The 14,149-nt window shown below is 70.3% G+C and carries 11 protein-coding genes; 8 read left to right on the top strand and 3 right to left on the bottom strand.

The window, feature by feature from the left end; translation table 11 throughout:
• The first annotated feature begins 218 nt into the window (after positions 1-218).
• The 8 genes from AB0959_RS41690 to AB0959_RS41655 all read left to right on the top strand — a co-directional run bounded on the left by AB0959_RS41690 (position 219) and on the right by AB0959_RS41655 (position 10,771).
• Positions 219-1,694, top strand: coding sequence for a polysaccharide deacetylase family protein (locus AB0959_RS41690; RefSeq protein WP_366832050.1), 1,476 nt, complete (start codon positions 219-221; stop codon positions 1,692-1,694).
• Positions 1,695-2,010: 316 nt separating this feature from the next.
• On the top strand, positions 2,011-3,069 hold the full coding sequence (locus tag AB0959_RS41685) for a spermidine/putrescine ABC transporter substrate-binding protein (protein ID WP_366832049.1): 1,059 nt from the start codon (positions 2,011-2,013) through the stop codon (positions 3,067-3,069).
• Positions 3,069-3,926, top strand: a complete 858-nt coding sequence (locus AB0959_RS41680; protein WP_366832048.1) for an ABC transporter permease — start codon at positions 3,069-3,071, stop codon at positions 3,924-3,926. Before AB0959_RS41685 ends, AB0959_RS41680 begins: the two co-directional genes overlap by 1 nt.
• On the top strand, positions 3,926-4,720 hold the full coding sequence (locus tag AB0959_RS41675; protein WP_366832047.1) for an ABC transporter permease: 795 nt from the start codon (positions 3,926-3,928) through the stop codon (positions 4,718-4,720). The genes AB0959_RS41680 and AB0959_RS41675 overlap by 1 nt, the downstream gene beginning before the upstream one ends.
• Before the next feature lie 22 nt (positions 4,721-4,742).
• Entirely contained in the window at positions 4,743-5,846 is a 1,104-nt protein-coding gene (locus AB0959_RS41670; RefSeq protein WP_366832046.1) for an ABC transporter ATP-binding protein, read from the top strand.
• On the top strand, positions 5,843-7,147 hold the full coding sequence (locus tag AB0959_RS41665) for a nucleotide disphospho-sugar-binding domain-containing protein (RefSeq protein ID WP_366832045.1): 1,305 nt from the start codon (positions 5,843-5,845) through the stop codon (positions 7,145-7,147). The genes AB0959_RS41670 and AB0959_RS41665 overlap by 4 nt, the downstream gene beginning before the upstream one ends.
• Before the next feature lie 128 nt (positions 7,148-7,275).
• Positions 7,276-9,279 (top strand): glycoside hydrolase family 97 catalytic domain-containing protein, encoded by a 2,004-nt coding sequence (locus AB0959_RS41660; RefSeq protein WP_366832044.1) that lies wholly within the window; start codon positions 7,276-7,278, stop codon positions 9,277-9,279.
• Positions 9,280-9,463: 184 nt separating this feature from the next.
• Entirely contained in the window at positions 9,464-10,771 is a 1,308-nt protein-coding gene (locus tag AB0959_RS41655) for a chloride channel protein (RefSeq protein ID WP_366832043.1), read from the top strand.
• Positions 10,772-10,995: 224 nt separating this feature from the next.
• Here AB0959_RS41655 and AB0959_RS41650 read toward each other — a convergent pair whose 3' ends face one another.
• The 3 genes from AB0959_RS41650 to AB0959_RS41640 all read right to left on the bottom strand — a co-directional run bounded on the left by AB0959_RS41650 (position 10,996) and on the right by AB0959_RS41640 (position 13,470).
• The gene (locus AB0959_RS41650) at positions 10,996-11,364 is read right to left on the bottom strand and encodes a hypothetical protein (protein WP_366832042.1); all 369 of its coding nucleotides are present in this window, start codon (positions 11,362-11,364) and stop codon (positions 10,996-10,998) included.
• Between the two features lie 73 nt (positions 11,365-11,437).
• Positions 11,438-12,367, bottom strand: coding sequence for a hypothetical protein (locus AB0959_RS41645; protein ID WP_366832041.1), 930 nt, complete (start codon positions 12,365-12,367; stop codon positions 11,438-11,440).
• Positions 12,368-12,558: 191 nt separating this feature from the next.
• Positions 12,559-13,470: a helix-turn-helix domain-containing protein gene (locus tag AB0959_RS41640; RefSeq protein ID WP_366832040.1), complete on the bottom strand. Its 912-nt coding sequence runs from the start codon at positions 13,468-13,470 to the stop codon at positions 12,559-12,561.
• Positions 13,471-14,149 lie beyond the last annotated feature (679 nt).

Raw genomic sequence — 14,149 nt, 5'->3', positions numbered from 1 at the left:
GTGCTTACACCTCACTGACGGAGCGGCCCGGCACGGTGTGACAGGAACGGATGTGACGTACGTCTCCAAGGAGTACCGGGAGATCGACGGCGGATGACACCCGAACGGTGATTGTTCCGGGGGTCACGGAGCGTCGTTGAAGGAGACACGGGTCCGTGGGGATCAGCTGTGGCGACAGGCCCGCCCTTCGTTCCGCTCCTTCCTCCCCTAGGTCCCGCATGCGCAACCGCACCCTCGCCTCCGCACTCCTGCTGCTCGGCTCCCTGACCCCGGCGGCCTCCTGCTCCACCGACCCGCCCACGGACGACTCGGCCCGGGCCCCGGGCGGTCCCGTCGACCTGGCGAGGATCAAGGGCATCAGGATCGTCAGCGACAACAGCCACGACCGCTCCTGCCGGTGGGCCGCCAGCTACCCGGACGTCCCCGGCGCGACCGCGATGACGGCGGCCATGAAGAAGGACGTGGAGGGGCGCGTCGCGGACTTTCACGGCGGGGAGGGCCACGGCCCGACCGCTCTCTGCGGTGGTGTGCGGACCGCGACCAGGCGTGCGCGGTCCGCCGAGCTGCACATCGGCTTCTCGTTCCTGGTGGCGTCCGGCGACGTGCTGGGCGTACGGCTGACGACGTTCGAGAGTCCGTCGGCCGGGGACGGCACGGACACCAGGACGTACTGGTACGACGGCAGGGACGGGACGGACCGGCCCGCACTCGAGCTCGTCGCGCCCGGCTCCCGGAACGCCTTCGCCGCGGCCGTGCGGAAGCGGCTCACCGGGGTGGAGGGGGCCGATCCCGCGTCTCTCGACGACACGGCGCGGGACCATGCCGCCGACCATGGCGCCGACCGTGCCACCGCCCTGGACGACCTGGCCTTCACCGACGACGGCGACCTGAGGGTGAGCTTCGACCGCGGTACCGTCGGCGTCCCCGCGGCCGGCCGCCACACCGTGACCCTCCCCGAGACGACCGTCAGGCCCTGGCTGTCCGACTTCGGCCGGCGCGCCCAGCGGCAGACCCTGCGCCCCGGCCGCGAACTGGACCTCGGCGCCACCGCTACTCCCACCCCGCCGCCCGTACCGACGTACACCGCGGACGGGGGCGACCGCACCGACCGCACCGACTGCGCCGAAGTCACCTGCGTCGCCCTCACCTTCGACGACGGCCCGGCCGCCCCGCAGACGGCGACACTGCTGACGTACCTGGCGGCCTACGGCGCCCGCGCCACCTTCTTCACCGTCGGCCAGAACGTCGCCGCCCACCCCGAACTGGTCCGTGCCGAGGCCCTGGCCGGCCACGAGATCGGCAACCACTCCTGGGACCACCCCGACCTCACCCGCCTCGCGCCCGCCGAGATCCGCTCCCAGCTGGCCCGCACCAACGCGGCCATCGAGGCGGCCACCGGCAGGGCACCCACCCTCTTCCGCCCGCCCTACGGTGCGATCGACGACAAGGTGCGGTTCGCCACCACCCTCGCGCCCCTCATGTGGGACGTGGACCCCGAGGACTGGAAGTACCTGGACGCCGTCCGGGTCGCCCAGTACGTGATCGCGAACACCGACCGCGACGAGGTCGTCCTCCTGCACGACATCCACCCCACCTCCGTCGAGGCGGTCCCCGAGATCCTGCGCACGCTCACCGAACGCGGCTACCACTTCGTGACGGTCAGTCACCTGTACGGGCACCGGCACACCGACTAGAAGTCGCGCTCGACGGCGTCTTGCCCGGTATTCGTTCACGATGCGACACTTCGGAGCCTCTGCCTGCCCGCGAACCTGTCGGTGCATCAGGCGCTGCCCCGCACGACCGGCTGATCCCGACAGCGAGGGAGTGGGTGTGTCGCGTACGCGAAGGCGATCCGGCGCGAGAAGGTCGTCCGGTGGTCGAAGGCCGTCAGATGCTCGAAGCCCGTTAGGTGCCCGCAGACCGTTACGCACCCGCAGACCGTTACGCACCCGAGCATGCGGGCGGGCCCCCTCGCTCGCGGCAGCGACCGTCCTCGCCGTCCTCGCCCTCGTGCTCTCCGCCTGCGGTGGCGCCGATGGCGGTGAGCCCGCGCGCGGCGGGCCCGCCGCCTCCGCGAAGCTCGACCCCGAGGCGGACCTGAGCAAGCAGCGGCTCACGGTGTCCAACTGGGACGGCTACATGCCGGAGGATCTGCCCTCCCGCTTCAAGTCCGCCGTCGGCACCCCGGTCACCGTCACGAAGCACACCACCAACGAAGAGGTCGTCGCCAAGCTGACCGCCGCCTCCGGCAGCGGCATCGACGTGGCGTTCGTGTCGGGCCAGTATGCGCAGGCGCTCGCCGCGCAGGGGCTGCTCGAACCCATCCACCACGAGCTGGTCCCCCACCTGAAGAACCTGGACCCGCTGGCGTCCCGCCTCGCCCACGACAAGGGCAACAGGTACTCCGTCCCCTACACCTGGGGCACCACCGGCCTCTGCTACCGCAAAGACCTCACGGGCTACACCCCCGACAGCTGGAACGACCTGCTGAAGCCGCGCGCCGCGCTGAAGAAGAAGATCACCATGCTCAAGACCGAGCGCTGGCTCTTCCTCCCCGCGCAGAAGGTGCTCGGCTACTCGGTGAACACCACCGACGCCCAGGAACTCGCCCGCGTCAAGGAGTTGCTGCTGGGTGCGAAGAAGGGGCTCCTCGCGTACGACGACACCACGTTCGGCGACCGGCTGAAGTCCGGGGAGGCCGCGCTGGCGGAGGCCTGGGACGGCTGGTGTCCCACCGACGACAAGCGGATCGGGTTCGTCGTCCCCAAGGAGGGCAGCGACCTCTGGGCCGACACGATGGTCGTTCTGAAGTCGTCGAAGAACAAGGAGGCGGCGCACGCCTTCATCAACTACGTCCTCGACGCCCAGACGCACTCCTGGGTCGCCTCGAACATCTTCTACAAGGTGCCCAACGACGCGGCCATGGCGGAGCTCGATCCCGGCCTGCTGAAGAAGTACCCGGCCCTCGCCATGACGCCCGAGGAACTGCTGGAGGGCGAGTCGGTCGTCGACGTCGGGGACGCCACGGCGGACTACGCGCGGATCGTCACGGAAGTCACCGCGGGGTGATGCCGGGAGCACGTACGCGGGCCCGCCTCGTCCTCATCGGCCCCGGATTCACGTACCTGGCCGTCCTGTTGCTGCTGCCGCTGGCCCTGGTGACCGGCTACACGGTCTTCCGGCGGGGCCGGTTCGGCGGGATCGCGTACGAGGACGGGGTGACGGGCGAGAACTTCGCGAGGATCGCCGACCCCCTGTACGCGGGCATCCTCGTGGACTCGCTGCGCATCGCGGGGATCACCACGGCGCTGGCGCTCGCGCTCGGCTACCCCACGGCGTACGCCATCACCCGACTGACGGCGCGGTGGCGGACGGTCGCCCTGGTCCTGGTCGTGCTGCCGTTCTGGACCAGTTTCCTGGTGCGCACGTACGCCTGGATCGTGCTGCTGTCGAGCGAGGGCCTTGTCAACAGGGCCCTCACCGGGCTCGGACTGACCGACCGGCCGCTGGAGCTCCTCTACACGGAGGGGGCCGTCGTCGTCGGGCTGCTCTACGCCTACCTGCCGCTGATGGTGCTGCCGCTGTACGCCGCGATCGAGCGGGTCGACCCACGGCTGCTCGAAGCCTCGGCCGACCTCGGCGCGCGCCCGGCCCGTACGTTCCTCCGCGTGACGCTGCCGCTCACCCTGCCCGGCGTACTGACCGGCTGCGTCTTCGTGTTCGTGCCCAGTCTCGGCAACTTCGTCGTCCCCGAACTGCTGGGCGGCGGGCGCACGGTCATGGTCGGCAACCTGATCAGGGACCAGTTCCTGACCGCGCGCGACTGGCCGTTCGGCTCGGTGCTGGCGCTCGCGCTCATGGCGTTCCTGGTCCTGCTGCTCATGGCGCAGGCCTGGGCCGGGCACCGGACGGCGGGGCGTCGCTGATGCGCCGACTGGCGGGACTTCCGCTGTGGCTGACGTACGTGTTCCTCTACACGCCCGTCGTCGTGCTCGTGGTGATGTCCTTCAACAGGTCCGAAAGCCCCTACCAGTGGGGCGGGTTCGGCACCGGCTGGTACGGCACGCTGGTCCGCGACGACGAAGTGCTGCGGGGCCTGGTCAACACGGTGGTCGTGGCCGCCGGGGCCACCGGCCTGTCCACGGTCCTCGGCACGCTGCTCGCCGTGGGACTGGCCCGCCACGCGAGCCGCTCCCGGCTGCTGCACGCCCTGTCGGTGATGCCCGCGGTCCTGCCGGACATCATGCTCGCGATCGGCCTGCTGGCCTTCTACTCCCTGGTGTCGGCGACCCTCGGCCTGCACTCGGTCCTGCTCGCACACACCGTCTTCGGCCTGGCCTTCGTCACCGCCGTCGTCCGCACCCGGATCGCCCACGCCGACCCCTCACTGGAGGAGGCCTCCCGCGACCTCGGCGCCGGGGCGGTCGGCACGTTCCTGCGGGTGACCCTGCCGGGCCTCGCCCCCGGGATCGTGGCGGGCGCGCTGCTGGTGTTCACGCTCTCGCTCGACGAATTCGTCATCGCCTTCTTCACCGCGGGGCCCCAGGATCCCACCCTGCCGATCGTCATCTACTCGATGATCAGGTTCGGGGTCACTCCGGAGATCAACGCGCTGGCCACCGTCCTGCTGACGGTGAGTTTCACCGTGGTGATCGCCGCCCAGCGGATCAGCCGGCCCAGCCGGCCCAGCCGGCCCAGCCGGCTCACGGGGGCGCCGTGAGCCGTATCCGTTCGGAGGCGCCGTGATCCGTGTCCACGAGGTCACCCGACGGTTCGGCGAGGTCACCGCCCTGGACGGGGTGAGCCTGGACATCGCGGAGGGCGAGTTCTTCGCGCTGCTGGGCCCGAGCGGCTGCGGCAAGACGACCCTCCTGCGCGTCCTCGCCGGGTTCGAGCGGCCCGACAGCGGCACGGTCACCCTGGACGGCCGCGATCTGCTGGCCCTGCCCGCGCACCGGCGGCCGGTCAACCTGATGTTCCAGTCCTACGCCCTGTTCCCGCACATGACCGTGGAGAGGAACGTCGCGTACGGGCTCGCACGGGAAGGGCTGCCCCGGGCGGAGATACGGGAACGGGTCGCGGCGGTCCTCGACACGGTCGGCCTGACCGCCCTGGCACGGCGACGACCGCACCAGCTGTCCGGCGGGCAGCGGCAACGCGTCGCGCTGGCCCGCGCCATCGTCAAGCGGCCCCGTCTGCTGCTGCTCGACGAGCCGTTGTCGGCTCTCGACAAACAGGTCCGCGCGGAGATGCAGTTGGAGCTGAAGCGGCTGCAGCACGAGGCCGGCATCACCTTCCTCGTCGTCACGCACGACCAGGAGGAGGCGATGTCGCTCGCCGACCGGATCGCCGTCCTCGACCAGGGGCGCGTCCAGCAGGTCGACACCCCGGTCGAGCTCTACCGGCGCCCGCGCGGGAGGTTCGTCGCGGACTTCGTCGGCGCCAACAACCTCTTCGCCGGACGGCTGCCGGCCTCCGGCGGGCTCGACGTGCCGGGCGTCGGCGTCCTCCCTGCTCCCGCCGCCCCCGGTACGGGAGCGGGGCTCGTCGCCGTACGCCCCGAGAGCATCCGGATCGCCGCCGACGAGGTGGAAGAGGCAGACGCACCGCTGCACGGCACGGTCCTGGACATCAGCTTCTTCGGCGGCTCCTCACGGATCGCGGTCACGGTCCCCGGCCTGGACCGCCCGGTCCTGCTCACCGTTCCCGGCCCGGCCCCCGTGCCCCCGGGCGCCCGCGTCGCACTGTCCTGGCCCCCGGAGAGCGCCGTACTGATCGAGAAGACGGATACGACGGACACCACGGATACGACACAGACGACACAGACGACGGGAGAAGGAACGTGAGCGGACCGCTGACCATCCTCTTCGCACCGGAGAGCGCGTACGGCCCGACGAACAACTGCGTCGGCATCGGAGACGTCCTGCGCCGCCGGGGCCACCGCGTGGTGTTCGCGGCCGAGGCCTCCTGGAAGGGCAGGCTCGGCGCGCTCGGCTTCGAGGAGGACCTGGTCGATCTCGCGCCCCCGCCCGAACAGCCGCAGGACGCGGGCCAGTTCTGGAAGGACTTCATACGGGACACGGCGCCCGAGTTCCGCAAGCCGACCATCGAGCAGCTCAGCACCTGGATCAGGCCGGTCTGGGAGGAGCTGATCTCCGGCGCCCGCTACTGCGAACCACAACTGAAGGCGATCATCGACCGGGTCCGGCCGGACGTGATCGTCGAGGACAACGTCGTGTGCTTCCCCGCGCTCACCACGGCGGGCGTCCCCTTCGTACGGATCGTCTCCTGCAACCCCCTGGAGGTGAAGGGCGAGCACGTGCCCCCGCCCTTCTCCGGGTACCCGGCCCACGACCGCACCGGCTGGGACGCCTTCCGCGCCGAGTACGACCGCACCCACCGCGCCCTGTGGGCCGACTTCAACACCTGGGTGACCGAACAGGGCGCACGGCCGCTGCCCGAGATGGAGTTCCTCCACGAGGGCGACCTGAACCTCTACCTCTACCCGGAGCTCGCCGACTACACCGACGCCCGCCCGCTGGGCCCCACCTGGCACCGGCTGGACTCCTCGGTGCGGGAGACGGACGAGGAGTTCACCCTGCCGCCGGAGCTGACCGGTCCGGCGGCCGGCACGGACGGCACGGACGGCGGCGCGCTGGTGTACTTCAGCCTCGGCTCGCTCGGCTCCGCCGACGTCGGCCTCATGCGCCGGGTCATCGCCTCACTCGCGCGCACCCCGCACCGCTACATCGTCTCCAAGGGCCCCCTGCACGACGAGATCGAGCTCCCGCCGAACATGTGGGGCGCCGAGTTCCTCCCCCAGACGCGGATCCTGCCGCTGGTCGACCTCGTCATCACCCACGGCGGCAACAACACGACCACCGAGTGCCTCCACTTCGGCAAGCCGATGATCCTTCTGCCGCTGTTCTGGGACCAGTACGACAACGCCCAGCGGATGGCCGAGCTGGGGCACGGCGTCCGGCTCGACCCCTACCGCTTCACCGACGCCCAACTCCACAGCGCCCTGGACGAGTTGCTCGCCGACACCGGCCCGCGAGCCATCCTGGCCAAGGCCTCGGAGACGATCCGGGCGCGCGACGGGCTCCGTACCGCCGCGGATCTGATCGCGCGGGCCGCGGTGGGCTGAGCCGGGCGGAACCCGAGAGATCAGGTTCCGCAACACTCTTGACCCTCCTCACCCCGGCCCCGTACAACTCTCTCCAGAAAACGGTTACTACCCAATTGCCGCCGTCTCGACGGAGAGGTGCCCTCGCGATGAGAACTTCGGAAGACCGGGAAGACCAGGAAGAGCCCACACCCGGAAGAGGCGGCCGACCGGGGGCACTGTCCCGCCGGGGGGTACTCAGGGGCGCGGCCGTCACCGTCGGGATGGCGGCGGTGGGGCTCGGCGCCACGCGACCGGCCCTCGCGGCGGACGACCGGGTCAGAGCCACCGCGCGCATGGGCGCGAACGCCATCACCATGTCGGTGGTGGACGGGGCGCTGCGGTGGTCCGCCACCCGCGAGGGCACGACGGTGGTCGACACCTCCACCCTGGGCATCCGGCTGAGCGACGGGACCAGCCTGGGCAGCAGCGTGCGGGTGCTCGACAGCGGGCGCCGCACCTGCCACGACACCTGGTCCCCGGTGTACGGGCGCAACGCGACCGTCACCGACCACTACCAGGAGCAGCGCTGGGCCCTTGAGGACACCGCCTCGGGCATCCGTTTCGGCGTCCAGATCCGCGCCTACAAGACCGGCGTCGCCCTGCGCTACGTCCTGCTCGGAGACGGCTCCGGCGGCGGCTCCGGCGGCGGCACGGCCACCGTCTCCGACGAACTGACGACGTTCGCCTTCCCGGACGGCACCACCGTCTACAGCGCCCGTGATGAAAACGCTTACCTGCCAGTAGCCCCCGACGCGATCCCGTCCACCGGCACGTCGAGCACGGACCAGGGCCCACTGACCGACCTGCCGCTGACCGCCACGCTCGCGAACGGGTTCATCGCCTGCGTCTGCGAGTCCTCGCGGCTGGACTTCCCCCGTCTGATGCTCAGTTCGGTCCCCGGGCAGCCGGGCGCTCTCTCCGCCTTCCTGATGGAGCACACCGCCCGCGGCACCGGCCCGGTGGAGACGACCACCACGGTCACCACCCCGTTCGCCACGCCCTGGCGCGCCGTGGTGATCGGGTCCACGCACGCCGAACTGGTCGACAACGCCGAGCTGGTGCTCAACCTGGCCCCGGAGAACGCCCTCACCGACACCTCGTGGATCAAGCCGGGCAAGGTCTTCCGCTGCGAACTGAGCACCGCCGCCGGCATCGAGGGCGTCGACTTCGCGGTGGCGCGCGGCCTGCGGTACATCGAGTACGACGCCGGCTGGTACGGCCCGGAGTTCACCACCCCCGACGCGACCAAGCCGATCGCCGCCATCGACCTGCCGTCGGTCATCTCGTACGCCACCGAGAAGGGCATCGGCGTCTTCCTCTACGTCAACCGCCTCGCGCTCACCGACGCGGACACCCTCTTCGGCCTCTACAAGGGCTGGGGCGTCGCGGGCATCAAGCTCGGCTTCATCAACGACGGCACCCAGTCGATGACGAACCAGATCACCGACTGGGCGCGGACAGCCGCCGCGTACCAGCTGCTGATCGACATGCACGACGACGTCCGGCCGTTCGGCTACGAGCGCACGTACCCAAACTACGTCAGCCTGGAGGGCGTCCGGGGCAACGAGCAGTTCCCGACCGCCACCCACAACGTGACGCTGCCCTTCGCCCGCAACATCGGCGGCCCGATGGACTACACGATCTGCTACGGGCAGTCCCGCAACAAGACGACCAACGCCCACCAGATGGCGATGGCCGCGGTGTACTACCAGCCGCTCAACTTCCTCTTCTGGTACGACAAGCCGTCCAAGTACACCAACACGGCCAACTGGCCCGGACTGCCCTGGTTCAACGCCGTCCCCACGACCTGGGACGAGAGCCGGACCCTCGCCGGATCCATCGGCGAGTACGTGGCGGTCGCGCGGCGCGACGGCTCCACCTGGTACCTCGGGGCGATGACCAACGAGACGGCCCGGACGCTGTCACTCCCGCTGTCGTTCCTGGACGACGGGACCTCCTACACGGCCACCGTCTACGCCGACGGCACGCCGGGCAGCAGCCCGTTCCGGACCCCGGTCGTGGTCAGCACCCTCACCGTCACCGCGGAGAGCACGCTGGAGGTGGCCATGGCCGGGGCGGGCGGGCAGGCGGTCATCCTGAGGCCGAGCTGACGACGGGCGGGACCCGGCGGCGTGGTGACGAACGATTCGCGGCGAACTGGATAGCCTCGTCCCGTTACGGGGGAATCGTCTGACCAGTCGTCGAGTCCGGGAGGACCCCATCGCCGGGACGAAGCCGCAGGCCGCCGGGTCCGAGCCGGGCAGCCAGCCCCGGGAGGCCGATCAGCTGCGGGAGATGCTGAGCCGACCCGAGTACCGCAAGGCGCTGGTGTTCTGCGGGCTGATCGGCATCCCGGTGTCACTGATCGCGTTCTGGTTCCTCGTGGCCATCCAGCAGCTCGAAGAGCTGATCTGGACGGACTGGCCCAGGGACCTGGGCTATGACCCGGCCCCCTGGTGGTGGGCGTTCCCCCCGCTGCTGGTGGCCGGGGTGGCCGTCGGCCTGATCGTCACGCGGCTTCCCGGGCGGGGCGGTCACGTCCCGGCGGGCGGGCTGCATCCCGGCGGGATGACGAAGAACGGGCTGCCCGGTGTGGTCCTCGCGGCCCTGTCCGGTCTGCCGCTCGGCGTCGTGCTGGGGCCCGAGGCGCCGCTGATCGGTCTGGGCGGGGGTCTGGCCCTGCTGTTCGCGAGCCTCGTACGGGCGCCGCAGACGGATGCGAGCAGGGGGCTGCTCGGCGCGGCCGGCGCCGCGGCGGCGATCTCGGCGCTCCTCGGGAACCCCCTGGTCGGTGCGGTGCTCCTGATGGAGGTGGCCGGAGTGGGCGGCCCGCAGCTCTTCCTGGTGATGTTGCCCGTCCTGCTGTCCAGCGGCATCGGGGACCTGGTGTTCACCGGGTTCGGCAGCTGGACCGGCCTGCACACCGGCAGTCTGCAGCTCGAACTGCCCAGGGCGCCGACGCTCGACGTCGGGGACGTGCTGTGGTCGCTGCTTCTGGCGCCGACCCTGGCGCTCCTGATCCACGTCGTCTTCGTGGGCGGGCGGTTCACTGCGCGCTTCGTGTCGTCATGGACGCTTCGGAACACCGCTCTCTGCGGCCTCGGCACCGGCGGCTGCATCGCGCTCTACACGGTCGCCACCGGCCGGGCGCCGAGCGACGTCGCCCTGTCCGGGCAGGCCACCCTGAGCACGCTGGCCCAGGACCCGCACGCCTGGTCGGTGGGTGCCCTGGTCGGGGTGCTGGCGTTCAAGTCCCTGGCCTACTCGCTCTGCCTGGGAAGCATGCGGGGCGGGCCCGTCTTCCCGTCACTGTTCCTGGGTGGCGCGGCCGGCGCCCTGCTCGCTCCGCTGCCCGGCTTCGGCCTGGTGCCGGCCATGGCGGCCGGGATGGCAGCGTCTCTGACCGCGGCCCTGCGGCTGCCCGTCAGCAGCGTGATCCTGGTCGTCGTCCTGCTGGGCAACGTGGACACGGTCGCGGTCGTGGTGCTCGCGTCCGTCGTGTCGTTCGTCCTGACCCAGCTGCTGCCGCAGGGGCCGCGGCTCCCGTCGCCCGGGGAGCTGCCGCCCGGCCGGGCGCCACGCGGGGCGGCGTCGCGACCGTGACGGGTATACGGGTATACGGGTTTGACGGGTATACGGGTGCAGCGGGCTACCCGTGCTCGGGCTCAGTCGCCTTCTGTGAAGATCTCGTCGGCCGAGGGGACGATGACGGCCCGCCGGTGCCAGTGGCGCAGTGCCTCGGGGTCGCCGCAGCTGGTGATGCGCTCGCGGCTACGCGATCACCTTCTGACTGCCGAACATGCGCAATGACGGGTCGGTCCAGGGAGTCAGGTCGACACGTCCTCCACAGAGGCGAACAAGTCCTCTGCGCGAGCGACGGTGGCGGCGCGGGAGAGCCACTGAGTGAGCCTGGCCAAGTCGGAGCAGGCGGTGACACGCTCCCAGGTGTTGCCGGTGACCTCGATGCCCCGGCCTTGCAGGATCCGTACAACCGCGGTGGCTCGCCCCTCGGCGAATCCGGCCGCCCACCCCTCCATGTATTCCGGGGTCCAGTTTCCTGCCATGGCACGAAGACCGACAACTTCGTCCAGGTGCAAGGAGTCCCGTCGGCTGATCTCGTCCAGGTGTGCGTTCTGGTCGGCGATCGCTTCCTCCGGGGCCAGTCCCAGAGCCATGCAGAAAGCCGTGACCACCATTCGGCCACTCACCTTCTCCTGGAGTTCCGGGCTCATACGACTGGTGAGAAGACGATATGAGATACGCGGGGGTTCAAGCATCGCGAGACGTCTCCTCGGAGCTCTCCAGGCCCTCCAGGCTCTCCGTGAACAGCTCTTCCGCACGTTCGATCGAGCCGGCCCTGCGGAGCCAGTCGCCCACACGGTCGGGGTCGGTGCAGGTGATGATGGATTCACGGATGTCGTCGGAGACGGGAATGTTGCGAACTTCCAGGACGGCCAGAACTCCCCTGGCCTCGCCCCTGGCCTCCCCCGTCGCCTCGCCTTCGAGGTACGCCTTTTCCAGGACCGTGCCTCGGCCGGGGAAGTAGTTGACGAACGTCATGATGTCCCTCCACTTGTCTCCGGCGGGGGTCTTCCCCAGGCCCGAGTCCAGGAATTGGCAGAAGTAGGTGGCAGCGTTCCAGTCCATCACCGCGAGGGCACGGCCCATTGCGTCCAGTATGGCGTCGATGTCGGGGCTTTTGGCATGTGCCAGGGCGGAGAACGCGGCCATCGCCGGTTTCTCGGCAGCGGTTCTCTCGTCGGTGATCACCGGAAGGTTGTCCGGCCCGACGACCAGGGGGTATGTCCTCTGGGCGGTCCAGCCACGGGTCCCACAGTCGAACGGTCCGGTCGCCCACTTGGTCGTGGCCCGGTCGCGGCAGACCACGAGCAGCAGCACCGGCAGGCGGTACTTCGCCTGGAGATAGGCGATGTAATAGGGCCAGCTCGACTCCTTCCTCGTGTCCCGTCGTTCCTGAGCCTCGACGGCCAGCAGGAAGTCCTCTCCGTCGGACGGGCCGACGCGGAGCACGGTGTCGACGTGGCGCGCCATTGGCCTGGTCTCCGTCACGTCAGTCGGGATCGCGTACACGGCAGCCTTCTCCGGTAACGCGATGCCCAGCACCCCGAAGACGGGCGCCAGAATCTCGGGTCGCTCCTGGAAGATGCGGTGCATCGCCTCGTGGGGCGGGCTGACCATGCGGGTTCCTGTGTGGGTGAGGTGGTGCGGGATGGGTATTGCCTATGGCACATGCCAAAGGCGGGCCTACGGTCAGATTAGGGACGCAATGCGGCCTTATAGCAGCCCAAATGATGATGTTCATCCGGAGGAGTGAGCGCGGCACCGCATGGAGTTGACTTCCGGTGGACGCCGAGGACTGGTCGGCTCCGTCAGGTATTGGTGGGGATCGGCTGCCGGAGCTCGCGGCAGTCACGACAGCGTGCGCCGGGCTCGGGTGAACGGAAGCCGCGGTCACAGCCGTCGCAGTTCCGGAGGGGGTGCAGGACGGGTGAGGGCTCGTCAGGTGTGCGCCACGGCGGTAGGGGTGGGAGCTGGGCGGTGAGGCGGTGGGCCAGGAGGGCGGCTGGGCGGCGGAGGGGGTCGGGTGGGAGGTCGCTGGTCAGGGCGTGGCGTAGGGCGGTGGGGGTGAGGTCGCGTTCCAGCCAGGCGGCGATGCCGGGGGCGAGGTGTGCGGTGTCGGTGGTGGAGAGGAGGAGGCGGGGGTCGTGGCGGCGGAGGTCGGCGAGGACCTCGGTGGCGGTTTGGAGGAGGGTGGGGGATGTGTACGCGGGCTGGGGTACGGCGGGGAGGGCTGCTCTGCGTGGGGGCTTCTGCTGGGAGGCTGTGGTTGCCGCCCGGCGGGCCGATGGCTTGGGCGCCTTGTGCGTCTCGGTCGCGCTGCCGGATCGGCCCGGCTGGTTGCAGGAGACCGTGCGGGTGACGATCCGGCCGCTCTCGGTGCGCTCCCGGGGGCGGCGCAGGTAGCCGTGGGCTTCGAGTTCGCGCAGGGCGGCGGCGATACGGGCCGGGCTCTCGGGGAAGCGGGCGGCGAGGGTCTTGATGTCCACGGGGGTGCCGGTGGGCAGGGACTGGATGTGGACGGCCAGCCCGATCGCCAGTCCCGACAAGTGCGGGTGCTGGGCGAGGTGGTTGCCGATCACCGTGAAGCGGGTGGTGTGGCGGGTGTTGTCGTGGATGACGCCGACGGGGTGAGCCTTCGCGTGGGCGGGTCGGCGTGGGTGGTTTTTCCCTGTGATACGGGACTGGGCGTGCGGGGGCGCGCTAGGGTTTTGGGTATCCATCGGGAAGGTGTCTGCTTCCTTGGTGGTCAGGCCCTCGCACTGGGATTCGTAGTCCCGGCGGGGGCCGTCGTCTTTGGCTGTGGTGGCGTGCTGCGTGTGGTGCCGCGCTGAGCGTAAGGCAGCCGACCTGCCCCGAAGCCAGCCCAGTTGGTGATGTTCACTCGCGCGAGTGAGCGGATGCCGTGGGCGGGAGGGGTGGGGCTTGGTTGGGTTCCTTTCCCCAGTGAGTTTCTTGGTGGAGAGCGCCTGTGGCACCGGAGCACAGAGAAGTGGGTTGCGGTCAGCGGGTTCCCATCGAGGCCGAGTCCGGCGCGGGGTGCGGGGGGGTGGGGTGGACGGGTTCGATGCCTGGAGGGCACCCGGTGTGCTGTACTTGGACACAAGGAAGGCCCCCGCACCGGACCGGTGTATCCAGGCGGAGGCCCAGGCTCAGCAAGAGCTCGTCGGATGCCCCCCACTGCGATGGGGGCATCCGGCTACCTGCTGAGCCACCAGAGCAGCCACCTCCTCACAGGCTTCGCGGTCCGCTCCGGCAGGTGCCGGATCAGCCGGATCGCGAGAGTCGGCTTCTGCTCCTCGTGACTGCCCATCTGGGGGCGTCCTCCCTTCGACGTGAGGCGGCCATCTCACAGTCCCGGGACCGCTCTCGTCGGGCCGGGCCCCGAGGAAGCAGGGGGCC

Origin of the sequence: Streptomyces sp. NPDC046862 (assembly GCF_040704615.1) — a bacterium.
GTDB lineage: Bacteria > Actinomycetota > Actinomycetes > Streptomycetales > Streptomycetaceae > Streptomyces.
The sequence above is the reverse complement of the archived record's forward strand: the minus strand, read 5'-3'. Positions and strand labels throughout refer to the sequence as shown.